The organism is Ornithinibacillus sp. FSL M8-0202, assembly GCF_037975285.1.
GTDB lineage: Bacteria > Bacillota > Bacilli > Bacillales > Amphibacillaceae > Ornithinibacillus > Ornithinibacillus massiliensis.
Genome location: NZ_CP150248.1, coordinates 1,342,257 through 1,367,245, shown reverse-complemented (window position 1 = coordinate 1,367,245; position 24,989 = coordinate 1,342,257). Strand labels below are relative to the sequence as shown.

Here is a 24,989-nt window from a genome sequence, read left to right as displayed (position 1 = left end):
AGTACGATCCTTATTAAAGAATCGCACCCGTTAGTGAACAACTACAACCTATCTGGTAAGTGATTTCTATACATTTCCAATGCATTCGTATGTTCTTCTAAAACAGCGACTGTTCTGGGATGAGGCTTTATATAGATAATTGGATAATCCTTTTCATCAAGTTCCTCATTAATAGGAAAAGCTAATTTTTCCTCTTCAATTGAAAATTGAGCATCGATTCCCTTTTTATTCCCACGAGAATCTACCCTAATCCATTTATTAAGTGATTTAAAAAAGATAGCATTTAAAGCGTGAATACAATACCCTTTATCTGGAGTATCAAATAACATCAATCTTTGATAACAAAAACCCGTTGGTATCCCCTGTGAACGCAATAAAGATGCTAATAGGTGTGATTTTGCATAACAAATTCCTTCTTTAAAATTTAATACTTCTGATGCATTACAAGTAACTCGTTCGGATTGAATATCCCAAGAATGTGAAATTTCATCTCGAATAAATTCAAATGCTATTTTAGCTTTTTCAATTTCCGTTTGATTTGGATTAAAAAGTTCATCTGTCTTTCTTTTTATTAAATGATCGGAATAATTAACTTCATTTAATTCAAGTAAATAATCATCTAAATTATCAGATTCACAAATCAATTTCATTATTTCCCACTCCTGTCTGATTGTATAATAATTCATCTGTGTGTATTATTATACAACATAGAGCAATGAATTGGATAGGTGTACTATTAAACTATTCTGCCCCGTTACTTTAAGTAGGTTTCTTCACAATCTACGTTTATTTTAACATATGGTTAACTCAAAATCTGGAATTACTTACCTAAATTTGTTCAATTAGAGTACACTCTGTCCAAACAGAAAGAAGTGTAGTATTATAGGTATATAGAAATGTTCAAACAGACTTGTTCATTACATAGAGGTGAGAAATTTGATTTTTGGCTATGCGAGAGTTAGTTCAAAAAGTCAAAACCTTTCAAGACAGGTAAAGGAATTAGAAGAGTATGGCTGTGATAGGATATACGAAGAAAAACAATCTGGTAAAAATTTTGATCGACCAGTATATAAAGAAATGCGTTCCAAAATGCGATTTGGAGATGTATTGGTCGTCCATGATTTAAGTAGATTTGGGAGAAATAAGCAAGAGATAAAGGATGAGTGGGAAGCTCTAATTAAAGAGGAAATTAATATTGTAGTATTAAATATGCCGATTTTAGACATACGAAAGTATAAAGAACTTGAAGGTGTTGGGGAGTTAGTATCTGATTTAGTGCTTTCTTTATTGTCGTGGATGGTGGAAGAAGAGAGAAATCGCATAAAAACTGCTCAAAAGGAAGGCATAGAAATTGCAAAAAAACAGGGTAAGTTTCGAGGAGGAAAAAAAAGATATCATAAAGGGGCGACAGGAAGGGATAAAGTTTTATATGATGAGGTAGTTAGATGTTTAAATGCCAATGTAAGTGTGATGGATATCCATCGTAAAACAGGTTTATCTAGAAATACAATTTACTCTATTAAAAGAGAAAATGAAACAGATAAAAAAGGAAAATTAACCACCATTTAACGGAGGTAACAACTATGATTAAAGAGACATTGGATAGTAACGGAAAAGGAAAACTGAATGATAAGAAAATTGCTATTTTAAAGAAACATTTCCCAAATTGTTTTTCTGGGGAAACTCTCGATATTGAAAAGTTTAAAAAGGAGATTAACCAAGATTTAGATTTTTCTTCCGAAGGTTATGAATTAAACTTTCTAGGGAAGAATTATGCCAAATACATTGCTGACTCTATTGATACAGAAACGGTTTTGATTCCAAATTTAGATCATAATTCAAAGAGCGAAAATAAAAAGTCAGAGAATGTCTATATTACAGGAGATAATTTAGAAGTATTAAAGCATTTGAGGAAATCTTATACTAATACAATAGCATGCTGTTACATTGATCCTCCGTACAATACTGGAGGTGATGGATTTGTTTACAATGACAGTTATACATTCACAGCGAGAGAATTAGAGCAGATTTTAGATATTGAAGAAGATGAAGCAAAACGTATATTAAATATGACTTCTACAAATTCATCTTCTCATAGTGCTTGGCTGACTTTTATGTATCCACGTCTATATTTAGCTAGGGAATTATTGAAGGATGACGGGATAATTTTTATATCTATTGATGATAATCAGCAAGCACAATTAAGGATTATTTGTGACGACATTTTTGGTGAAGAAAACTTTGTGTCTCAAATAATTATACAATCAAATAAGCGGGGACAAACATACAAGGATATTGCAAAAACCCACGAATATCTATTTGTTTATTCTAAGAGTGAAAAAGCAATTATAAACAAACTCGAGAATTCTAATCATGAGTTTAGACATTATGATAATATAGGTGGATTTACAGAAAGAGAATTAAGAAATAGAAATCCAAAATTCGGTAGATTTAACAGACCAAATTTGTACTACCCAATCTATGTTAATCCAAATAAAGTTGATAAAAATGGATATAACCCCGTTTCTATCACGAAAGATGAGGACTTTTGTATTGAAGTATTGCCAAAAAATAGTAAAGGTGAAGATAGCTGTTGGAGATGGGGAAGAGAGACATTTAAAAGAGCTAATGATAAAAAAAATACACTTAATAGCCATGTCGTGGGAAAACTAAAAACTACAGGTGAATATGGTGTATATGAAAAGTATCGTGAGGATAAAGTTACTGCAAAAACTATCTGGTTTTCTGATGAGTTGTATGTTGAAAATGGTACTGTTTGGGACGAGACAGATGTTATAACTGAAAAAGGGTCAGTTGAATTAGGGGAATTGGGACTTTCAGGTGTTTTTGATTATCCAAAACCTGTAAGTTTAATTAAAAAATCTATCCAAATCGCTATGAATTCAGAAAATGATGATCAACAAATAATATTAGACTTCTTCTCTGGTTCTGCTACAACAGCACATGCTTTAATGGAGCAAAATGCTAAAGATAAATCCGACCATAAATATATACTGGTTCAATTAGATGAACCGGTAAAACAAAACTCGGTTGCAGAAAAACAGGGCTATAAAACAATTGACGAAATAGGCAGGGAAAGGATTGTTCGTGCTGCTGAAAAGGTCAAGAAGGATACAGATGAGGAGATTGATTATGGATTTAAACACTTTTATGCAAAAGTATTAAATGAAAACATTATTGATCAAATCAAGGAATTTGATCCAAACCTTCTAGCATCTGAATTTGAAGTTGAATTCGATAAAGAGACAATCTTGACGACATGGATGAATCAAGATGGCCATGGACTAACTCCTTCAATCGAAGAGGTCAACTTAGGTGGGTATACTGGTTATTATATGCAGGATTATCTCTACCTACTGGATAAGGGCATGTCGCAACAGCATATTGATATCCTGTTATCTAAAATAGTTGAAGAGAAATACTTCAATCCTACAAATGTAGTTGTTTATGGTTATAACTTTACGGATTTTAACATTTTGACACAATTAGAAACGAATTTAAAACAGTTAAGAAATGAAGAGAAAAGTATCGAAGTATCTCTAATTAAGCGATATTGAGGTGAACAAAGTTGGAACTAATCTTAAAAAGAAATTTAGAACATCAAACAATTCCGATAGAGAGACTTTGTTCAATATTCTCAAACGTCGGTATACAAAAACCAATGAATAGTATTGAAAATCCTATTATTGATATTGGTAGTCCTTATTTATATCAAAATATTAAGCGGGTACAAGAAGATTTGCCTTCTAATATGCAGGGAGTTAGTCGAAAAGAAGTAGATTATTTGAATATTGATATAAAAATGGAAACTGGTACTGGTAAAACATATGTTTACACAAAGGCTATTTATGAATTGAATAAGTTGTATGGTTTTAAAAAGTTCATTATTGCAGTGCCTTCATTAGCTATAAAGGCTGGAACAGCAAATTTCATGAAAGCACAAAGTAACGTCAATCATTTCAAAAATGTGTGTGGTTACAATACAGAAATAAAACTGAGGACTGTTGAGAGTATTAAAACAAAAAAAGGTAAAAAGAAATATGTACCGAACAGCATCCGTGACTTTGTAACATCTTCAAATCTCCAAAGAAATACGATAGAAGTATTGTTAGTTAATATGCAACATTTGAAGGAGAGCAAAAACGGGGTTTTGGTACGAGATGATTACGATTCTCATATTGAAGGATATTATAGACCGATTGACGCAATTTCTGCCACTAGACCCATTATGATCATAGACGAACCACATCGTTTTAGTCGTGACAACGCAACGTTCAAATTTATAGAAGAACAGGTAAAACCGCAGATGATTATACGTTTTGGGGCTACCTTTCCAAGTGAATTCATTGGTAGGGGGAAAAATAGAGTTGAAGTAAAAGATTATCAAAACTTAATATATGACTTAAACATTCATAAGGCATTTGAAAACAATCTCATTAAGGGTGTAGCAAAAGAACATGTCGAGAGTCCCGACAATGAAGAAGAAGTATTTAAAATCCTAACAATGAAAAAGGGCGAATTTGTTCGTTTTCAAAAAACAGAATTAAATGAGCAAGGTCAAATAATTAAAACTACAAAAGAGTTGAAAACACATGATTCGTTAAGTCTGCTCTCTCCAAAGCTTTCGGGAATTACTATAGATGGTATTTTAGCCACTAAGGTTATTTTAAGTAATGGAGAAGAAAAGTTCACAGGTGATGTATTTTTTGCGGATGTATTTGCAACTTCTTATGTAAGGGAATCCATACGATTAGCCTTAAAAAGGCATTTTGAAACAGAGCGTGAGAATTTCAAACGGAAATTTAAAATTAAAACTCTAGCTTTATTCTTTATTGATGATATTCATTCTTATCGAGATAATGACAAGAAAGAACCTTATCTAAAGAATATTTTTGAAGAAGAATTAAGCAAAAAATTAGAAGAAGAAATTGATAAATGTAATATTTTTGAATCGGAATATCAAAAATATCTGGAGGAATCCCTTGCGAATATAAATGAAACACATGCAGGATATTTCTCACAGGATAACTTTTCTTCTGAAGAGGAAATTGAGAGAGAAGTAAATACAATTCTTTTCGATAAAGAAAAGCTCTTGAGTTTAGTACATAAGGATGGCAAAGCAAATACAACACGCTTCATCTTTTCTAAATGGACGTTAAAAGAAGGTTGGGATAACCCAAATATCTTTACAATTGCGAAGTTACGATCTAGTGGAAGTGATAACAGTAAATTGCAGGAAATTGGACGTGGATTACGTCTACCTGTAGATGAGACAGGAAATCGTATTGAAAATGAAACCTTTATGCTAAATTATATCGTAGACTTTACTGAAAAAGACTTTGTCAAAAAACTGGAAGAAGAAATTTATGGTGAAACATCATTTGAGCAAAAGGAAATCACATCAGAACAAATTGAAAAAATTGCAACAAACAAAGGATTAAGTAATGAAGAAGTTCTTATAGATTTAATGAGTAAAGGGTATATTTCATTTGATAGAGAAATAAAAACAGAAAAGTTACAAAATTTCATGACGGAGTATCCTGAAATATTTAATAAACTCGATAAAAGTAGAATTCGTGATCGAAATATTGATAAAAATAAAGAGGTTGCCATTCGCAAGGATAACTATTGGAAGTTAAAAGAACTCTGGGAACAGTTAAATGAAAAATACTATTTACATTTTGACACAATCAATAATGATGTACTTATAAGCATTGTTTCCGATGTAATCACGGAGGATTTGATAAATAAAACGGTTAGACGAACTAAGAGAGAAACATCAGAAATGGTGCAAGGTGAGTTAATATTTAATGTAACCCTAGACTCAATTGATAGTTCATATGGTGAAACCTTGAATTATGGTACGTTTTTAAAAGCTATAGCTGAAAGTACAAATTTATCTATTCCTTTAATACATGCAGGGATAGTAAGAGCATCAAAATTGAAAAAGATAGAAAAGGCCTTCTTTACAAAGGATACAGTTAGAAGTTTCTCTATATATTTTAAGCAGCGAATCTATGATGAACTTTTGAAAATATATTCGTACAGAAAATTACCAAACACAACTGTTCACCCTACAGAACTCACAGAAGAAAATGGGCACCCTAGGGATTTCGTAAAAACATCTGCTTATTTAGGTGTGAAAGAAAGAAAAGGAACTCCCTTGGAAACTTATTTGTATGACACAATTTTATTTGACTCTGAAATTGAAGAAAATAACATAATTGAGAATATCAGTAGCGTTGAGGTATATGGAAAAATACCAAAACGCACCATGCAAATACCTTTCATAGATGGAAGTACATATAGCCCAGACTTTATGTATGTAATCAAGGATAAAGAAGGCAAACCTACAATTAACCTTGTTGTTGAGAGTAAAGGTGTTAAGAAAAAACAAGATCTTAGAGGTACAGAGGATCATAAAATAGAAGCTGCAAATAAACTCTTTGGCATGGTTAAAGAATCAGGAATTAACGATGAATATGAAGGACAAGCGGGGTTAGGAGAGCTAGGTGATAAGCTCAATAGAAATGGAATCAGTGTTACCTATACAAGGCAAACAAACAATGAGAAGATACTTGATATTGTTAATCAACTCATTGAAAAAAAGCAGTAGCCAAGAGGACTACTCTCAGCAAAAGACAACGTAAGTATAAACATCAGAAGGCAGTTCCTATCAATAATGGGACTGTCTTTTTAGTGATAATATACGGAACGTATGTTTGTAACAATAAGATTTTACGTGTAGAATATTAAGTATAATATAATGCACTAGCGTTGCATAAATAATGTCTGAATTTTCCGGTTATTATTCTCTTCTTTTTTGATGAAAAAGAAAGACAACTAAGCAAAAGTAGTAAACATCCATTTTTTTACTATAACGTCTTAACTAAGTATCAACGACAACCAATTGCTTTATGGAACACTTTTTCCCTCGATCTTGCGTATCCATATATGCGCAGATTGCCACAAGACAGCCTTTAAATAGCGACTGATCTGTAAATAGGTGCGTTGACTATTGGTTTCGAGTTGTATCAACACGTTTAAACAGTACACGATCATCGCGATGTAGACTTGATTATGTACAGCTTGTTCACTCTGACCATAAAACTTTTTAATATTTAAGTGCTGTTTCATCCACTTGAAAAATAGTTCGATCGCCCAGCGAGATTTATACAGTTCTGCGATTTCATCTGCACCTAAATCAAAGCGATTAGTCAGTAAATGCAACTCATTTCCTTTGGTATCCATCACTTTCAACAGTCTAAATACATTCTCTGAACGATTTTGTGTCGTACCAATCACTACTATTTCATCGGATAAAACAGACGAATCTTCTGGTAAAGAGCAGGTTTCTAATGTACGAGTGACCGCATTTTTGCGCAAGCGTGAGACGAAAAAGTAACCGTCGTCTGTCATACGATCAAACCGTTCGTAATCCAAATAGCCTCGATCAAACACATACATACATTCTTTATCGTCAACCAATACTTCGAGTTGACCTCGATCGTGTTCTTTCGCATTCGTGAGCTTGGCTTCATCGGGATAGGAACAACCTTTTTCCATAAAAACAAGACGCAAATGGAGTTTGACACCGGCCTTTGTTTTACGGAAGTTTGCCCAACGGTGGTTATTCAAGCTTAACGGTAAGGTACTTGAATCGATGATTTTGAGTGGTGTTGTCCTTTTTCGTCTGGTTTGAAAGTCAGATTTGTCGTGAATTTGCGCTACCAATCGAAGAAAAATGGCTTGAAAAAAATCTGTCGGAATTTGATTGAGTCTCCTTCCTAATTGGGAGAAGCTAATGGCCTCCAAATTGGTGGCATCTTGTAAATCTTCCGAGAAGACACAATCGCTTAAAGCGCGTAAACTTTCCGTTTCATGAAGCTGTGCATACAACAATAATTTCAAGAAAGATTGGGTATAAAGCTTTTTCGTATAGTAATCTAATTGATAGTTTTCCACTTGTTCCTGTAAAAAGTCAGATGAAATAAGCGAAAACCATTGTTCAAATGATGTTTTTCGAGTAAACTTATCCATGTGTTTGTCCTTTATTTTGGATTTGGATCGGTTTACTACCATCCAACCATTATAAAGGATTTTTTTATGAATAAACAATATATCAGAATATTTTAATTTTTATATGTTTGCAAATTATTTTAATGCGACGCTAGTGAATATAATGAAATTAAATTTTGGGAGGTCGGACATTTTGTCGCTCATTGAAACGTATAGAAGAACAATCAAGAGAAAAAAGGATGAGTTAAACAGATTAAGGAACTCTAAAGCCACCGAATTAGGAAAAATACCGTCACATAAGAAAAAAATTACATCAGCTAAAGCAACTATAGGAAGAACAAAGTCAACTGCCACCATAAATTCCAAATATAGAGAAATTGGACGTGAAGAAAAGAAACTAGCAGATATAGATAAAAAGGTTGCGGATATTGATAAAAAAATAGCAAGAATTGAGGGAGATGTAGTAGCTGCAGAAAAGAAGCTGGGTCGTGAAGTTGAACGTGAGCAAAAGAAAAGAGATGATGCCGAAAAAAGAAGACTAGCAGATAGCGAAAAACGTATGAAGGAGTTTAGTGGAATGCTGAATAGACATGGTGAAATGCACGAAGAGACAAATAGGGTATTAGGAGAATTGAAAAATTTACCAGAGGAAATTACTGTCCTATTTATGGCATCAAATCCATTAGATGCACCACAGTTAAGATTGGATGAAGAGGCTAGAGCCATTCAAGAGATGATAAGAAAATCAGAACATAGGGATTCTGTATCATTCGATACTCGGTGGGCTACTAGAGCTTTGGACGTAATACAAGCAATTAATGAGGAAAATCCTGCAATTATTCACTTTAGTGGACATGGATCTGAGGACGATGAACTCGTCTTCCAAGACAATCAAGGTAATGCAAAACTTGTTTCTAAAGAGGCTATAGTTCAAACAATGATGAGTACATCAGATGAAATTAAATTAGTGTTTTTTAATACCTGTTTTTCTTATGGACAAGCACAAGAAGTAGTACAACATGTGGATGCAGCCATTGGAATGACGACTACCATTGGGGATGAAGCAGCTAGGGTCTTTGCTGCTCAGTTTTATTCTGCTATTGGATTTGGACTCTCGGTGAAAAAAGCATTCGAACAAGGGAAAGCTGCTTTAATGCTTGAAGGTATTCCAGAAGAGGATACGCCAGAATTGTATGTGAGAGACGGACTTGATCCAAACGAATTAATTATAGTAAAACCTTAATTTTATTTTTGAATTGTATTTGTCGTTCAACTATAGATAGAACATATAATACTAACTTTTTGCTAACATCCATAATTTTGAAACGCCATACAATAAAATTTTTAGAGAAGACCTTTCGTTAGTTCACTGAACTTTTGAGAGGTCTTTTCTTCTATATTTTTGGTCATATGTGCGTAGATGTTCATTGCTACAACTAATAGAAAGGGAGCTATGATATAGAAAGCTCCCTCTATCCATCCTCCTAGAAAAATTTTAAACCCTCTTGAAATGTTTTTGTTGATTTATTATTCTCACTTCATAGTACATATAAATTTTCGTATCAATCGATCATCATTATTCCATTTTAGACTTACATTCGATGCCAACAACGCTAAGATAAACAAGGTTTTTTAACCTATGAATTTAAGTTATTTTATTAAGAAAAGCTGTGAAGGGAGAGAAAATCATCTCACTCTTTATTTACCATTTCTAGATGAACTAGATTTTTTCATAGAAAATAAACCAATAACCCCACCAATAACAATCAATAAAATATCTATCGCAATTTCCCAACCTTGAAACACATCAATATAATTCACTAAAAACCAACTTTTTCCACCATTTGTCAAATGATTGATTAAACCTCCTACTCCTTGGATTACGAAAAGTAAACTAATTCCACTAATAACTTCTTTCATATTAAACACCTCGTTCATTTTTTTAATTTAAGATACCTCTAATACCAATATTAAAAAATACTGCACCTACTACACCTATTGCTACTAATAGTGAAGAAATTGGTGCTTCATTTAATTTTGTTTTTATATTCTTTAGAAAGTTCTGCAGTTTATCTTTAAACACAATACTAATTCCTAACAATAATAGAGAAGGAAGCACCATTACAAGATTGTACCCAATTATTACAAATATAGAAGAAAAGGAATTAATTGACAGATGATTTAATAAAAAAATCGAATAAAAATAAGGCAATGCCGTTACAAATTCAATAAGAAACACAATAATACCCAAAATAATTATTCCCTTTATTGTTGTCTGTCTTGGAATCCATGACGTAAGACGTTCTATTGTGCCCTCTTTTGGTTTTATGAAGCTAACCAAAACAAGAAGTGTTCCCGTGACAGTATAAAACCAATTGATAAAATCAAATTCTGATAAATTTTCAATCAACCCCAATAGTGTGTCCCCACCAAAGTACAGTAATATACCAATCATGAAATAACCTAACTGAATAACAAATAAAAATACAAATAGACGAGAAGAAAGCTGATTAGGTTGTGTAAGTAATAAATAGCCCGTAATAGCTAGCACACCAGGACTTAATATATCAACTAATGCACAAATAGAGATAATTAGTAGGGCTACGGATATATCTATTGATGAGGAAGGCATCATTGTTTCAATGATTTCAATCAAATAATTAGTCCCCCTTTATAAAGTGTGATATCATCAAAATAACACACTGTGCTAAAAAGATAATAACACATTGTATTAAAAAAAGGAAGTGATATTTATTCATGCCAAAATTTGTTAATCATGACAAGAAACGAAAGTTAATTGCTGAAGCTGCATGGAAGATTATTGAGAAGGAGGGTATTGAGAAAGCATCAATACGAAGAGTCGCTGCTGAAGCAGGAATGTCTCCTGGTGCGTTAAGACATTATTTTTCAACTAAAGATGAAATGCTGCTGTTTATTATAGAATACTACATAGAAGAAGGAAAAAAGCGTTCTGATCATAAAGAATGGTCAAAAAATCCATTACAGGCAGTTGAGGAAGTGTTACTGGAGCTTGTACCAATCGACGAAGAAAAGAAAATTGAAACGAGTGTTTGGTGGATTTTTGCACTCCGTTCCCTAACAAGTGATGCATTAAAAGAGAAGAAAGACGAAATGACGGATGGTACATATGATTTAGCAAATTCAATGATCAAGATATTAACTCTAAAAGGAATATTATCGGAATCAGTTAATGCAGATTTAGAAAGCAGTCGGTTATCTGCATTGATTGAAGGGCTGTCATTCCATACCTTGTTAAGACCAGATGTGTATACTCCAGAAAAGGTGAAGGAAGTAATCAGTTATCATTTAAAAACACTCTGTAATAAATAAACAATACTCGGAAGTAGATAATTCATTCTTATTAGATTATCTACTTCCACCCTAATTGTTATTCAAATTGATTTTCTATTGGATTAGAGATTTGTGGATTTTGGCCAAACATATTTTTAGCAGTCATACAATCAAACTTATTTACCCTTACTCCTAAAATTTATAAATCTTTCAAAAAACTAACCAAAATTTCCGTAAATTCTTTTGGCTTATCGTAGTGAATATCATGTCCCAGTGTATCGACATCTACTCTTTTACCATTATGCAATAATTCAACAACACAATCTGCATCTTCATCTGACAATGCTGCTACTAATAAACCTTCATCTAAAGTTGTTTTCGCTTTTATGAATATAGTAGGACTTTTGATTTTTGATAATACTTCCGATTGATTATAATCGTCAAACCATGAATTATCGTAAAAGGTTTCTCCAAATTTGCGACCAAATGGATATGTTTCAGTTTCAAAGATCCTATTAATTTGTGGCGGCAAATAAACTAAATGTACTGGCTTGTTTGGTTGTTTTTTACGATAGTTGATAGCATCCTTCGAGAATTTTTTCCAAAGGATGTTTCCAAATAACTTTTTCCAGTAACTATTCCGTAAAGAGTAAGTGAAATAATCTTTCACTTCTTGCTGATTTTTAAAGTCTTCATACATTTGAAATCCATATACCCACACATATGTTTTCTCTCGTCTATCTCGTTCTGTTACGAATAAAGGGGAATCTTCAATTACAGTCCCTAGCACTAGCTCTGGAAAATATGCCGCCATCCATGCTGCAATCATTCCGCCTGAAGAATGACCAGATATAACCGTTTTCTCTCCTATTTCTTCTTCGATAAATTCAGCAAAATCTATTGCATTGCCTTAGCTGAATATTTTTCAGGATTCCAATCGGACTCTCCATGACCATGACAATCAACCGCATAAACATGATAGTACTCTGAGATTTCGGGTAATACCTTTGCATAATCTTCCCATGTCATAGCTTGTCCATGAATTAATAGCAGTGGTGTTTTGCCGTTACTCGGTCCTTCACCATAATTTAATACAGTACCATCTTTTAATTTTATTTGCTTTTCAGTAAATCCTTTATTGTACATTTTTGTTAATTGAGCATTAATTGAACACAATAAAGACTGGACACTTTATTGAACCAGCCTGATTGATATTAATTTTGATTGGGTAAAAATCCTATTGGATGAGTTTTGAATTTTTATTGAAATTATATTGAGTAAATCCAGTAATATCAGGGCTTACACAAAAAAAGAAAGGGGAGAAATCGAACTCTTTTCTCTCCTCTCTTTCATCTGTTATCCGAGTAATTGGAAAATCACTTCAGATAAAAATTTAAAGAGGTAAAATGGTACAACTTTTTTATAAACGATTAAACTAAATTTTAAAACTACAGTACTATTATAAAAATAATCTAGTCTAAAATAGAATATTTTTGTATTTTCTCGTTGCTAACTTTTTGCTAACTTATTTTTATTTTTCATTGAATGTCATGGAATCTAAGTATAGGAAAAAGCTTGCAATATCGCACTTTTGCTGTTGTATGTTGCTATAAAATATCCCCTCAAAGATGGGTGGCATGATGTAAGGCTTTTTAGCCAAACATCTGAGAAATAGTTAAAGCTATTTTTCACCCTTTTAGAGAACCAGTTATATAAATAATCTTTTTATAAAGTATAGACTACTTCCTAAAAAACAAGGAGGTAGTCTTTTTATGTTGTTAAAGTTTGCTTTTCAAGATTTCTTGAATGACAGGCGTTACAAGAACACAACCAAGACGAACATAAGGAATTATCAGACGTTGCTTGGAGAATTTATCTACTATTGTATTGATAATGAAGTAGAAATGTGGAGGACATTAATTACAGTCACATTAAGTAATATCTTTGGGAATGCCAAGAGAAAGGAAACCGAGCGGGAACAATTAACACCAAGCTTATGAGGATTAAAACAGTTTTAAACTATATAGTTGAATGTGAGGTAATAAATAAAAGTCCAGCACACAAGGTGAAAAGACAAAAAGAAGATGTGAAGATTGATGTGTTCACAGACGAGTAAATAAGACAGATGTTAAGTTTCTACAGACGCATTAAACAGCGGAGAAAAGTTATGTGGCATACAGAGATTATATGATGGTTGTTCTAATACTAGGTACTGGAATCCGAAGAGGTGGGATAATCAATTTAATGGTCTGATCTAGACTTTGTTATTTATAATATTTCAGTATTTGGTAAAACACGAAGAAAAGAAACAATACCAATTACAGAAAAGTTATCTAAGGGATTAACTGGATATAAGACATTCTGCTCACAATACTGGGGGGAGTTGAGTGATTATGTATTTGTAAAAAGAGATAATATACAATTAACTCAAAATGCGATAATGATTTTCCGTTACCTTCAAGATAATAAGATGAACTTTAAAGATGTTCGTGTATCAGCACATACTTTTCGTCATACATTTTGTCATAGACTTGCAATGTCAGGAATGAGTGCATTCGCAAATCAAAAGATTATATGGTAAAGGTATTAAAATTAATTAGTGTTATGTGCTTATTTTTTGCTATAGTTACTTTACAGTAATGGCGTTTTTGCTAGTGGGGTTGAGGTTAACGAAGAACAGGCTAAAGTAGTTGCTGAAAATTAACATTAACTTTTTTGAGGAGAAATGAATAACTTCACAATTCGACAACTCCTTTTAACTAATAAAACTAGAAAAAGGTGAGTGTTTTGCATCCAATTACTATTATTGAAATGATGCTTGCTACTGGAGTCTTAATGTTATTTTTAATAGTAGCACTATTATTTAAAAAGAAGAGGAAAGTATTACTTACTTTAACAGTTTATGTTCTACTAGCTGAAGTTATATTCTTTATTGCCCGCCCATTTTGGATTGATTATCAACTTACAGTGAGAAAAATAGAGTTGGAAGATTATCTGGAATCTAAATATCCGAATGAAAATTGGGAGATTTCTACAATAGATTTTAGGGAAAACAAAACGGAAAATCCCTATTACTTAAAAGTTATTTTTGAAACCGAACCTCTTTATATCTATTCATATTATGTTAACGGTAAGGGAGATGTGGAACAATAATCTATTTATACACCTAACAGTACACCCTTAGAGAATTTAGAACACTTTGAAGGAGAAATGGAAACGGATTAGAATCGGATATTCATACGGAAGTTACAGCCAACTTCATTAAAGATAAGATTTAGAGACAGGGAATATCTTACCTGCTTCTAAAAATTTGTTGATTTCTACACCAATTCTACCATACCACCGGTCTCATACGTAAATGGTTATTAAATTAAGGGGTTTAGCTGCTATGGGTAGCATGATATAAACTCTCCCCTAAAGATTTTATGTAATTAAGTTGTAGTTAATAATAGTTTAATAAAGGCTTCTCATAAGTTGGGTAAATTTATGAGAAGCCTTTTTTTCTTTTGTTACTATAAGCATGTATCGTAAACTAGTGATGTTATATTTTTATTGGAATCTAAATATACAGCGGTTTATTTATCTAAGTAGCAAGAGAAACTTTTATTATAGAATTTCGGTATTCTTATCGATTAAGTGAAAGAGGATATGAACATTGCTTATAATAATTTTATTATAAAGGAGATAGCTAATGCCTATTATTAAGCATGAGCAATTTATTCTAGCATCAAGGGAAGTATGCTTTGACCTTGCAAGAAACGTAGAAATACATACTAAAACTACTTCTAAAACTAAGGAAGAAGCTGTTGGTGGGATTACTCAAGGTCTATTAAGGAAGGGCGATACTGTTACTTGGGAAGCTACCCATTTCGGTATTAGACAAAAGTTAACAGCAAAAGTAATTCATATGGAAAAGCCCACCATGTTTGTTGATGTCATGGTAAAAGGCGCTTTTAATTCTTTTACACATACTCATCGATTCGTAGAAAAGAATGGCGGGACTATAATGATAGATATCTTTGAATATAAGTCACCGTTCGGTATCGTTGGTATTATTGTAGACAAATTATTTTTGGAGAGATATATGGCAAATTTTATTAGCTCTCGTGCTAAAGAACTAAAAAGGATTGCAGAAGATGTTGAATAAAACAGACTAGGGAGTCAGATAAGGGTTACATTATATCTGAGTTTCTGAGTTGCCTAGTAAAAAGTCTGTAACTAAACCATTATAGATCAATCTATTTCTACTTCTGGAGGGTAACACAACAGTGCAACAAATTAAATCTGATTGTGTATTGCTAATAAAAGATTATGTTTTGAGTATATATTAAAGACGTGCAGTAATGGACTAAAGCCCACTTACGGAAACAGAAGGTCCAAACCCCAGTCCTTCCGTATAAAATCAAAACCTAGACAAATCATATTCTAAAGCATAAATAAAAGAAAGGATATGATTGTTGTGGATTTAAACTTAGTTTGGCAAACATTTCTTATTTTTATGGTGGGAACGATCATTTTAAGAATTGGTGGAAGAAAAACAATTTCTCAAATGACTATTCCCCAAACGGTTATGATGATTGCCATTGGTACATTGCTCATTCAACCTGTCTCTGGCCGGGGACTTTGGACTACTTTTGGGATTGCTGGGTTATTGGTGCTTTTTTTAATTCTAGCGGAATTTATCCAATTAAAATTTGACAATGCAGAAACAGCCCTATCTGGTAAAGCTGTACCTGTTATTGAAGATGGTAAGTTAATGGAGAACAATTTAAAAAAACATAGATTAACTGTTGATAAACTAGAAGAACGACTACGGAACGCAGGGATTTCTAATATTGATGATGTTCAATATGCTACGTTAGAATCTAATGGGCAATTAGGATACACTTTAAAACTGGAAAAACAGCCTGCCACAAAAGAAGATATTCAAAACCTGATTAAGTTCATTCAAAACGGACAACAAGTAGAAACCAATAATCAATCACCAGATAATATTTTCACTGAAACCTTAAATTACAAAGCTGATGATATACCTAAACATTTACAATAAGTACTTTTTTTTTCGTGACGATGCTAAGACAATAGTTACAAGACGTTATAGATTTGCAGATTGATTAACCTTCATTTGATGAGGGTTATTTTTTTGGAAAGTTTTTTCGAGTATAATAGCACTTTTTTTTACCTCCTTTCCCTTATTAATAAAGAAGGAGATTTGAAAAATTTGTCGAATATAGGATAACAACGGGATGAGGCAGACCATTATAAAAGAAAAAGTTATATGATACAGGTTGGAAATTAATTAGACACGTAGTAGCGCTAAGCCTATAGAATTTTAGGGGTGGTTCATATGTTTAAAGATACATCAATTGAGATTTATTTTTCCCTTTCAGGTACAGAGCCTGAATGGGATTTTCCACTTTCAATAGTAACAGAAAGGTTAGGAATTAACCCCACGGAAACGATAAAATTAGGTGAGTGGGTAAACATAAACAATCCTAAGATAAAAAGACAACACACATTTACCGAATGGGTATACAGTACAGGTATAGTTGAAACCTACGATTTCGAAAAGTTAATGAAAGAAGTAGTTCATGTCTTTAAAGATAAAGTGGACATTATTAACGAATTAATAAGAGAATTTCAAATAGAACCTAAGTTAAAAGCAGTTGTTTATGTAGAAGAAGGGCTTTCTCCTGGATATGTCTTGGAGTTAGAAGTAATGCAATTTGCACTTAACATAGGTGCAGAAATTGAAATTGATGACTATATTTCCGGTTTTGTTGAGGATACCGACGAAGAATAATAAAAAGTAAAGTGCTCGTCTAAAAGATGAATAGATTAAGAATTGTTAATTAGTGGAAACCGTTTCATTTTAATTTGAAAAATAGGCTAGAACCTGTTATTATGTCATTTGTGCATTTATTTTATTCAATGATAAAATGTGTTCACCCTGCTTATTAATCTGAATTTTCAGAAATGAGTTTAATTTACAACAACAGAATTAGTTTTTAGGAGGACTATTTTTTATGGCGAAAAAAAGAAAGGGGCTATTTCAAAGCTCTTTAGATAGGATTGAACTAGTTGGGAATAAACTGCCCCATCCAGCAACATTGTTTGCAATTTTGGCACTTCTTGTTATTTTACTCTCGGCAGCTTTACAACCATTAAATATTAGTGTTGAACACCCTGGTGAAGAAGGAACCACGGTAGAGATCAATAATCTGCTAAGTGCAGAGGGTATTCAATATATATTCACCAATATGACAAGTAACTTTATCGGCTTTGCTCCATTGGGCGTTGTCCTACTGACGATGTTAGGAATAGGAGTGGCGGAACGTACAGGGCTCATAAGCGCACTTCTTAGAGGATTTGTATTGTCTGTACCTAATCGATTTATTACGTTAGGATTAGTCTTTGCTGGTATTATGTCTAGTGTGGCATCTGATGCAGGGTATGTTGTATTACCACCACTAGGAGCACTTATTTTTGCTGCGATTGGAAGGCATCCACTAGCTGGTCTGGCGGCAGCATTTGCTGGTGTTTCTGGAGGATTTAGTGCTAACCTATTATTATCTGGTACGGATGCGATGTTAGGGGAGCTGACGATTGCAGCAGCTGCAATAATTGACCCAGCATATGCAGAGACAATGAACATAGCAATGAACTGGTTGTTTATTTCTGTTTCGGTATTCGTATTAACATTTGTCGGTGCGTGGGTTACAGAACGAATTGTAGAACCACGACTTGGCGCCTATAAAGGTGATCAAAAAGAAGAATTGGAAGGTCTTCAAGCAATTGAGAAAAAAGGTCTAATCTGGGCTAGTATTACAGTGGTAATCGGTATCGTACTTGCGATGTTGCTTGTAGTTCCACCAAACGCACCGATGCGCGGTTTAGAGGGCGATGCAATGGAACAAATAATTCGATCGCCATTTATGAGTTCATTAGTACCAATTATTGCTATACTATTTTTTATTCCTGGTATAACATATGGAATTGTTACCAAATCCATTCGAAGCGATAAGGATGTTGCTAGCCAAATGTCAGATACCATGGCATCTATGGGAACATTTATTGTTTTGGCATTTACAGCGGGACAGTTTGTAGCATACTTTAATGAAACAAATATCGGACTAGTTATAGGTGTTTATGGTGCGGATTTTCTAGGGAGTGTTAATTTAACTGGTATTCCGTTACTTATTCTATTTATTTTGATTACCGCATTTATTAATTTGTTTATCGGAAGTGCTTCTGCAAAATGGGCGATGATGGCACCGGTCTTTGTACCAATTATGATGCAGCTTGGGTATTCACCAGAGCTAACACAAATGGCATATCGTATTGCAGACTCTTCTACGAATATCATTTCACCATTGATGACTTATTTTGCAATAATTATCGCATTTGCACAGAAATATGATAAAAAAATGGGTATTGGTACGTTAATTTCCACAATGGTTCCATATTCTATATTCTTCCTATTTAGTTGGATGATTATGCTTATTGTCTGGATGCTGTTAGGACTACCACTTGGACCAGGTGGACCATTAGAATATCATCCTTAATAATTTTAGAAAAGCATTGCTTCAGAGGAGGCAATGCTTTTCTAGTAACAAAACTCTATGGAAAAGGAAGGGATATTGAGAAATAGGCTATTATCTAAAAATAGTTTGATAAACTTTTAAGCTATTGGTTTACAATTCGGCGAAATTTTCATATACTTACAATATTAATTGAATACTAATTGGATGAGGTGCGAATGTCATCAGTAACTTACTATATAAATCTGCAAATTGTAGTAAGCGAAAGGGGCCTTTGCCGAAATAGAGCTCTGTTTGCAGACAGGTCTCTGTTGGATTGTATATTAAGAGTATGCAGTCTGTCATTATTCTTTGAATAATGGAGTGCTTCCACTTGTACATAGGACAGATCATGAAACAAGTCGGAATACTCGGCTTGTTTTTTTGTTGTTGGGATAATACTATGCCCAATTTCTGACCCATCTTGGAGGTAGCAGCATCCGTAGAAAGAAGGAAGATTATGAAACGAAATGTACTTAAATTTGGCGGTACGAGTGTTAGTAGTCTGGAGAAAATTAAAGGTATAGCAGGCTACTTGAAGGACCGCGTGAGACAGGGAGAACAGCTAGTAGTAGTCGTTAGTGCAATGGGGAAGACAACAGATGAACTATTGGAACAGGTGAGTATGATTACTCAATCACCTAACGAACAGGATTTGGCTGTCCTCCTAACAACCGGTGAACAGCAGACCATCTCCTATCTATCTATTATTCTAAATGATCTAGGAGTAAAATCTAAGCCTCTTACAGGTTACCAAGCTGGTATCGAAACAGTTGGCCATCATTTAAAGAGCAAGATTTCAAAGATTAATACTAAGCTTTTTGAGCAACTCTTTGAAACATATGATGTTCTTATCGTCGCTGGTTTCCAAGGATTTAATACGGACAATGAAATTACTACACTTGGCCGTGGAGGATCTGATACGACAGCGGTAGCACTTGCAGCAGCAATTCAATGCCCATGCGAAATCTATACAGATGTGGCTGGGGTTTATAGTACCGACCCGCGAATCTATCCTAATGCTAAACGGTTACAAGTAGTTTCATATGAGGAAATGATGGAGATGAGTGCGCTTGGTTCAGGTGTTCTCGTATCTCGAAGCGTAGAAATAGCAAAGAATTTCAATATTCCTATTTACTTAGGTAAAACACTGTCAGATGAGAAAGGAACTTGGGTTATGTCAACGGTAGAAATGATAGAGAAAAAAGCGGTCACAGGTGTTGCGATTGATCAGGATATGATTCATGTGACATTGAACTATCCTGAGAATGATATACACCTACTTGATAGAGTATTCATCCATTTGGAGCAAGAGGAAGTTAATGTCGATATGATCTCACAGATCACGAACAATGAAGGATTACAATTATCCTTTACGATGAAAGACACGGAAGAATATCAAATCCAGAAAATCTTCTCCCATCTAAAAGAAGACTATCCTGAGCTCTATTTCAAAATAGAAAACCAATTTGCTAAAGTATCCGTTATTGGTTCAGGAATGCGTGACATGACGGGGGTTGCCTCCAAAGTCTTTCGTACATTAATTGAATCCGATATTCCATTTTATCAGGTCACGACATCAGAAATCAGCATTTCTTATGTTTTAGATATCGAAAATGGGGAAAAAGCAGTACTACTTTTGTGCAAAAGCTTTGATCTATAGTTTTTTAGCGGTGCATGCTAGTGGATTTCATCTAGGGGTTCTTGCTTTCCTATTTAAGAGGTAAGAGGCTGGGACAAAAGGTTCTAATCAAAGGAAAAACCGAACATCGTTCACATACTTCACTTTAGGAATATAGTTCGCTGTCACTTCTAGTACAAGTGCGACAACTTCATGAGGGGCCTGGCCTCATGCGTGTCCTATCCTCTCAAAGGAGTCTAGGTATATTTCCGGAGCTAGTATCGTTTATAGTTCGGTTTTCCATATAGAGCCTTTCATTCTGGCCCAATCTCTTTTAGTGTTCACTTATTAATAATGTTATGGTAAGACATATTCGTCTATAAAGTTCTTATTTTACAACTTCTACCTTCACTTCTTTGTAGATTCAACTGAAGGTACTATATGTTGTTCTTTTGCCATCTGCTTTACAATTTTTGGTGCACTCCATAGTGGTGGAAGGAGCAATATCGATACAGGTACTGCTGTTACAACAATAAAGTTTTGTAACGCTTGTATACTACCTTCCCCAATTGTGAGTAGTACGACGGATAATATACCGAATAAAACGACCCAAAAGACTCTCATCCACTTTTGTGGTTGATCTGTACCTTGTAAGGTTACGGCTACTGTATAGGAAATGGAATCCACTGTAGTCGATACAAACACTATACTAACGATTAAGAACCCAATAGCTATCCATAATCCCATTGGTAGTTGATCCATAATTGCCATTACGGTCGCAGGCATTCCACCAGCATCTAATGGGGTTGAAATGGAACCAGGATTTTCTAGTTCATGAGATAATCCAGTTCCACCAACAACGGCAAACCAGAAATTACTAACTAATGGAGCGATAATAGATACAGCTATAATAAGCTCTCTTATCGTACGACCACGCGATATTTTACTAATAAAAATAGCCATCATTGGTGCATAGCCTAGGAACCAGCCCCAGAAAAATACTGTCCAATAACCAAGCCAAGCTTGATCTGCACGATATAAATTCATTTCAAAAAAATGCTGTAATTGAAATGCTTCCGCACTAATAAAAGAATCGATTAAAAACATGGTTGGACCAATAATGAGAATGATTGCTGTTAATAATACAACAAATATAACATTTAAACGACTTAAGAATTGAATACCTTTGTCAACACCACTTGCTACTGATATAGCAGCAATAAGGATTAATGCGCCAACAACGATAATATTCGTAGCCAACGTATCTGGAATATCTAGTAAAAAGTGAAGTCCATAACCAATTTGCAGACCTAAAAATCCAATCGGACCCATGGTACCTGCAGCAACTGCAATAATGGAAACAATATCTGCAGTTGAACCAATTATACTTTTGGTAAATATTTTTTCACCGAAAATAGGGTATAAAATAGCACGTGGTTTAAGTGGATATCCTTTATGATAATGAGCATACATGAGGACAATAGTTGTTAACGTACCTAAACACGCCCAAGCTAGGAAGCCCCAGTGCACAAAGCTTTGTGATAAAGCTGGTGTGACTGCCTCTTGTGGTGTCATCCCAATATTTTCAAACAACGGTGGAGTGGTAACAAAATGATAGATTGGCTCTGATGCAGCCCAAAAAACACCACCACTAGCTAGAAGCGTACATAAAATCATAGAAATCCAACGGAAATAACCGTTCTCAGGCTTCTCCATTTTTCCTAACTTCAGATTTCCATATTTAGAAAAAGCTAATATAATACCAATTACAAAATTCCCTAGTAATAATAATTGCCAATACGCACCAAAAAAAGTTACGGACCAATTGAAGGAATCGGTTACCCAACCTTCAACCATATCGATGTCAATTAATGAAAAAATGACAAAGAGGAATAAAAATCCTCCACTTACAGCAAATGTAGTCCAGTCCGTTTTGAAATTCTTTATTGTTTTCATTCTTTTCCTCCCAGAATATATAACGAAGCGAGAACGTTATGTTAATCTTCTATTGATAATCTTTGATGTCTTGAGGAAAAGGTTACGGAACTGAAGTACCACTTGCTCTCTTTCTGAACCTACACCTATTATAGTCGTCTAAAATAATTTCACCTACCTTCATTTAAATTTAAAAACCTGATTAGCCGAATGATAAGTTTAATATTATATCGATAAAACGCCATTCAGTCAAACCACTGAACTGTTAAGAGAAGCATTTGATAGAAAAGATGGAAATGGAGTGATGAAGTGTTGGTGCAATTACTGAAGATGAAAGGGGAGTTGGAGAGATATATTTTAAAGGAAAATTCTTTAAGGAAATTGCTTAAAAATAAGTCAAAAACAGTAGAGTCTGTTGAAGGGTTTAGCAATGAAGATACTACTCACGTGGTAGATTTAAATAGGACTTTATATCGCAGGGGAGTCCTTTGGTATGGTATAGACCCTAAGTTAGTTTCTAATTTAACTTGTAGGAAGTGGAATCCAGTTAGATGTCCTTGCTTCTAAGTCAACTAGTAGTCTACCCATAAGTTTACTCAAAACTCATGGGTAGTAACTTCATAAGATTAGTCTTTATAAGACAGATTATTCTACCTAGGGCAGTGTGACAAATAACATATAGCTTTAATAATTACGTTTTACCCAATCGTCACTGACCCAATCTACCGGTAGTTTCGTATGAGAAGAATTATGGAGCGTTAGGTTTGCAACATACCAACCACGTCCATGATAATACGTGTCTGTATGATAGCGGAAACGGATATGTGTAGTCTCAGCTGGAATGGTTACTTCTTTCGATATCCAGTCAATACTAGTACCTGTGAATGGTTCGATTAGCTGTACCCAATTTTCCCCATCATACGATATTTCCACGATTCCAAAGTCTGCGTCTTGTTCTGTTCGAAACCATGTATCAAATGTTAAGGTTGCATCTGTATCTAAATTCACTTCAGCTGTTAGCGTTCGATTTAAAAGGTCACCATATCCTGCAAACCATGCGCCATCTTTCTTATTAGGCATTGAGACAGGAATCGCATCAGCAACTAGCTCGGCAAATTGACGTCTCGCTGGATTGGTTGAAACCGTATTTCGGCTCGGGTGAACACGATTGGTTAGTAATATGGCGATGGTGTCGTTGTTTTGATTAATTACAATGGATGTACCAGTATATCCTGTATGTCCAAGGGAGGATGCCTCCGTTAGGCCTTCCATATACCACATCTGTGATAGTTCCCAACCAAGTCCATGATCATCACCAGGGAATTCTGGTATTTGATTTTCTACTAGTAGAGCAACCGTTTCAGGCTTTAATAATTGTGTTCCTCCATATCTACCTTCATTAAGAAACATATGTGCAAGAATGGCCAAGTCATGAGCAGTTGAAAAGACACCAGCATGGCCTGCAACACCGTCAAGTGCCCATGCTTTTTCGTCATGAACTTGTCCCCATACAATACCTCTATCTGTCCATGGCATATACTCTGTTGCGGCAATTCGGTATTTTAATGATTCAGGTGGATTATACATCGTATCGTTCATATGAAGCGGATCTGTGATGGTTTCCTTGACATAGTGATCTAATCTTTGACCAGATAAGCGCTCAATCAGTATTCCTAACGTTATCATATTTAAATCACTATAGGTATATACGGTGCCAGGTTCATTTGTGAGTGGATACTGGAGTACATATTGGTGGCGATCCTCACGAGTCCCCTCTACATCATAAACAGGGGCGCTAGGTGGAAATCCGGATGTGTGGGTCATGAGTTGACGTATCGTCACATGCTGCTTTCCGTTCGTTGCGAATTCTGGAATGTGTTTTGCGACAGGATCATCAAGTTGGAAAAGGCCATCTTCATACAGTTTCATTGCTGCCGTTGTTGTGAAAATCTTGCTAATCGAAGCAAGGTCAAAAATCGTGTCTTTTCTCATTAGTATTGGATTGTCTGCCTCAGTAAATTGATCGTCTTCGTATAAATAAGCATGTCCATACGCTTCGTGCTGAACGATATGTCCACTTCGAGCGACAAAGGTAACAGCTCCAGGGAATGCTCCATTATCAATCATCGATTCCATTACGGAATCAATATTCGATAACGGCGCTTCTATCATTCCAGCGCCTCTGATAGAGCCAGGATGTAGAACTGGCGAGGATGGGACAGGATTACCCCAAGAAAATTTCGGATGTGGCTTAAGCGATGCCTTCTTAGGATGTTGTTTTTCAATCGTCGGCCCATTAAAAAAGTCGTATCCGGCTTGGGTTGTAGCGCCAGTACTAAACAACGTCATGGTGACTAAGGCAATTGATAACATTATATAGACTAGTTTACGTAGCATGATTCTCCTCCTTATCATTTTTTATAATAGCAAGGTCAATGATGTAATTTGATTATAAAAAAAGAATTAGAAGGGGTATATGCAACTTAGGAATCAAAAAATGG

General features: G+C 34.4%; 20 protein-coding genes and 1 riboswitch. Of the genes, 12 read left to right on the top strand and 8 right to left on the bottom strand.

Translation table 11 applies throughout. The features are described 5' to 3' along the window. Positions 1-41 precede the first annotated feature (41 nt). Complete coding sequence (locus MKY78_RS06985; RefSeq protein WP_339217099.1) at positions 42-650, bottom strand: transglutaminase family protein; 609 nt, start codon at positions 648-650, stop codon at positions 42-44. 286 nt (positions 651-936) lie between these two features. Between MKY78_RS06985 and MKY78_RS06980 the strand changes: the two genes are divergently transcribed. From MKY78_RS06980 to MKY78_RS06970, 3 genes are read left to right on the top strand one after another with little or no spacing between them, the layout of a single operon-like run. Then, positions 937-1,569, top strand: a complete 633-nt coding sequence (locus MKY78_RS06980; protein ID WP_339217098.1) for a recombinase family protein — start codon at positions 937-939, stop codon at positions 1,567-1,569. A 14-nt stretch (positions 1,570-1,583) separates the two neighbouring features. Continuing rightward, positions 1,584-3,578 (top strand): site-specific DNA-methyltransferase, encoded by a 1,995-nt coding sequence (locus MKY78_RS06975; RefSeq protein ID WP_339217097.1) that lies wholly within the window; start codon positions 1,584-1,586, stop codon positions 3,576-3,578. Between the two features lie 11 nt (positions 3,579-3,589). After that, positions 3,590-6,637: a type III restriction-modification system endonuclease gene (locus tag MKY78_RS06970; protein ID WP_206271146.1), complete on the top strand. Its 3,048-nt coding sequence runs from the start codon at positions 3,590-3,592 to the stop codon at positions 6,635-6,637. A gap of 299 nt (positions 6,638-6,936) precedes the next feature. On the opposite strand, the gene MKY78_RS06965 is transcribed toward MKY78_RS06970, so the two are convergent. After that, positions 6,937-8,061 (bottom strand): IS4 family transposase, encoded by a 1,125-nt coding sequence (locus MKY78_RS06965; RefSeq protein WP_339214128.1) that lies wholly within the window; start codon positions 8,059-8,061, stop codon positions 6,937-6,939. A gap of 172 nt (positions 8,062-8,233) precedes the next feature. Here MKY78_RS06965 and MKY78_RS06960 point away from each other — a divergent pair, with 172 nt between their 5' ends. Continuing rightward, positions 8,234-9,283 carry a CHAT domain-containing protein gene (locus tag MKY78_RS06960; RefSeq protein ID WP_206271147.1) on the top strand — a complete coding sequence of 350 codons (1,050 nt, stop codon included), beginning with the start codon at positions 8,234-8,236 and terminating at the stop codon, positions 9,281-9,283. Between the two features lie 455 nt (positions 9,284-9,738). Here MKY78_RS06960 and MKY78_RS06955 read toward each other — a convergent pair whose 3' ends face one another. After that, positions 9,739-9,960, bottom strand: coding sequence for a hypothetical protein (locus tag MKY78_RS06955; RefSeq protein WP_260053274.1), 222 nt, complete (start codon positions 9,958-9,960; stop codon positions 9,739-9,741). A 22-nt stretch (positions 9,961-9,982) separates the two neighbouring features. Further along, positions 9,983-10,696, bottom strand: coding sequence for a GAP family protein (locus MKY78_RS06950; protein WP_216884058.1), 714 nt, complete (start codon positions 10,694-10,696; stop codon positions 9,983-9,985). Between the two features lie 101 nt (positions 10,697-10,797). Here MKY78_RS06950 and MKY78_RS06945 point away from each other — a divergent pair, with 101 nt between their 5' ends. Beyond that, a complete protein-coding gene (locus MKY78_RS06945; protein WP_260052620.1) occupies positions 10,798-11,391 on the top strand; it encodes a TetR/AcrR family transcriptional regulator in 594 nt (197 codons plus the stop codon). A 160-nt stretch (positions 11,392-11,551) separates the two neighbouring features. Here MKY78_RS06945 and MKY78_RS06940 read toward each other — a convergent pair whose 3' ends face one another. Then, positions 11,552-12,181, bottom strand: a complete 630-nt coding sequence (locus tag MKY78_RS06940) for an alpha/beta hydrolase (protein ID WP_339217096.1) — start codon at positions 12,179-12,181, stop codon at positions 11,552-11,554. A 68-nt stretch (positions 12,182-12,249) separates the two neighbouring features. Continuing rightward, the gene (locus MKY78_RS06935) at positions 12,250-12,528 is read right to left on the bottom strand and encodes an alpha/beta hydrolase (protein WP_260052621.1); all 279 of its coding nucleotides are present in this window, start codon (positions 12,526-12,528) and stop codon (positions 12,250-12,252) included. A gap of 596 nt (positions 12,529-13,124) precedes the next feature. On the opposite strand from MKY78_RS06935, the gene MKY78_RS06930 reads away from it, so the two are divergent. From MKY78_RS06930 to MKY78_RS06900, 7 genes are all read left to right on the top strand, one after another. Next, positions 13,125-13,352 (top strand): hypothetical protein, encoded by a 228-nt coding sequence (locus tag MKY78_RS06930; RefSeq protein WP_339217095.1) that lies wholly within the window; start codon positions 13,125-13,127, stop codon positions 13,350-13,352. Positions 13,353-14,163: 811 nt separating this feature from the next. Then, complete coding sequence (locus tag MKY78_RS06925; protein ID WP_186869091.1) at positions 14,164-14,505, top strand: hypothetical protein; 342 nt, start codon at positions 14,164-14,166, stop codon at positions 14,503-14,505. Positions 14,506-15,043: 538 nt separating this feature from the next. Further along, positions 15,044-15,499: an SRPBCC family protein gene (locus tag MKY78_RS06920; protein ID WP_186869090.1), complete on the top strand. Its 456-nt coding sequence runs from the start codon at positions 15,044-15,046 to the stop codon at positions 15,497-15,499. 312 nt (positions 15,500-15,811) lie between these two features. Next, the gene (locus tag MKY78_RS06915) at positions 15,812-16,402 is read left to right on the top strand and encodes a DUF421 domain-containing protein (protein ID WP_186869089.1); all 591 of its coding nucleotides are present in this window, start codon (positions 15,812-15,814) and stop codon (positions 16,400-16,402) included. A 297-nt stretch (positions 16,403-16,699) separates the two neighbouring features. After that, positions 16,700-17,155, top strand: a complete 456-nt coding sequence (locus MKY78_RS06910; protein WP_186869088.1) for a DUF4279 domain-containing protein — start codon at positions 16,700-16,702, stop codon at positions 17,153-17,155. A gap of 223 nt (positions 17,156-17,378) precedes the next feature. Beyond that, a complete protein-coding gene (locus tag MKY78_RS06905) occupies positions 17,379-18,917 on the top strand; it encodes an AbgT family transporter (RefSeq protein ID WP_186869087.1) in 1,539 nt (512 codons plus the stop codon). 175 nt (positions 18,918-19,092) lie between these two features. Beyond that, positions 19,093-19,270: riboswitch (Lysine riboswitch) on the top strand. 122 nt (positions 19,271-19,392) lie between these two features. Continuing rightward, the gene (locus MKY78_RS06900) at positions 19,393-20,595 is read left to right on the top strand and encodes an aspartate kinase (RefSeq protein ID WP_339217094.1); all 1,203 of its coding nucleotides are present in this window, start codon (positions 19,393-19,395) and stop codon (positions 20,593-20,595) included. A 366-nt stretch (positions 20,596-20,961) separates the two neighbouring features. On the opposite strand, the gene MKY78_RS06895 is transcribed toward MKY78_RS06900, so the two are convergent. Both MKY78_RS06895 and MKY78_RS06890 read right to left on the bottom strand, forming a co-directional pair. After that, entirely contained in the window at positions 20,962-22,509 is a 1,548-nt protein-coding gene (locus MKY78_RS06895) for a BCCT family transporter (RefSeq protein ID WP_339217093.1), read from the bottom strand. A 663-nt stretch (positions 22,510-23,172) separates the two neighbouring features. After that, the gene (locus MKY78_RS06890) at positions 23,173-24,885 is read right to left on the bottom strand and encodes a serine hydrolase (protein WP_339217092.1); all 1,713 of its coding nucleotides are present in this window, start codon (positions 24,883-24,885) and stop codon (positions 23,173-23,175) included. Between the last annotated feature and the right edge of the window lie 104 nt (positions 24,886-24,989).

What these genes read in the sequence shown, in the direction of transcription:
- MKY78_RS06985 (WP_339217099.1), bottom strand. Translation starts at nt 650, where the DNA reads ATGAAATTGATTTGTGAATCTGATAATTTAGATGATTATTTACTTGAA.
- MKY78_RS06975 (WP_339217097.1), top strand. Translation starts at nt 1,584, where the DNA reads ATGATTAAAGAGACATTGGATAGTAACGGAAAAGGAAAACTGAATGAT.
- MKY78_RS06965 (WP_339214128.1), bottom strand. Translation starts at nt 8,061, where the DNA reads ATGGATAAGTTTACTCGAAAAACATCATTTGAACAATGGTTTTCGCTT.
- MKY78_RS06955 (WP_260053274.1), bottom strand. Translation starts at nt 9,960, where the DNA reads ATGAAAGAAGTTATTAGTGGAATTAGTTTACTTTTCGTAATCCAAGGA.
- MKY78_RS06945 (WP_260052620.1), top strand. Translation starts at nt 10,798, where the DNA reads ATGCCAAAATTTGTTAATCATGACAAGAAACGAAAGTTAATTGCTGAA.
- MKY78_RS06940 (WP_339217096.1), bottom strand. Translation starts at nt 12,181, where the DNA reads ATGATTGCAGCATGGATGGCGGCATATTTTCCAGAGCTAGTGCTAGGG.
- MKY78_RS06930 (WP_339217095.1), top strand. Translation starts at nt 13,125, where the DNA reads ATGTTGTTAAAGTTTGCTTTTCAAGATTTCTTGAATGACAGGCGTTAC.
- MKY78_RS06925 (WP_186869091.1), top strand. Translation starts at nt 14,164, where the DNA reads ATGATGCTTGCTACTGGAGTCTTAATGTTATTTTTAATAGTAGCACTA.
- MKY78_RS06920 (WP_186869090.1), top strand. Translation starts at nt 15,044, where the DNA reads ATGCCTATTATTAAGCATGAGCAATTTATTCTAGCATCAAGGGAAGTA.
- MKY78_RS06910 (WP_186869088.1), top strand. Translation starts at nt 16,700, where the DNA reads ATGTTTAAAGATACATCAATTGAGATTTATTTTTCCCTTTCAGGTACA.
- MKY78_RS06905 (WP_186869087.1), top strand. Translation starts at nt 17,379, where the DNA reads ATGGCGAAAAAAAGAAAGGGGCTATTTCAAAGCTCTTTAGATAGGATT.
- MKY78_RS06900 (WP_339217094.1), top strand. Translation starts at nt 19,393, where the DNA reads ATGAAACGAAATGTACTTAAATTTGGCGGTACGAGTGTTAGTAGTCTG.
- MKY78_RS06895 (WP_339217093.1), bottom strand. Translation starts at nt 22,509, where the DNA reads ATGAAAACAATAAAGAATTTCAAAACGGACTGGACTACATTTGCTGTA.
- MKY78_RS06890 (WP_339217092.1), bottom strand. Translation starts at nt 24,885, where the DNA reads ATGCTACGTAAACTAGTCTATATAATGTTATCAATTGCCTTAGTCACC.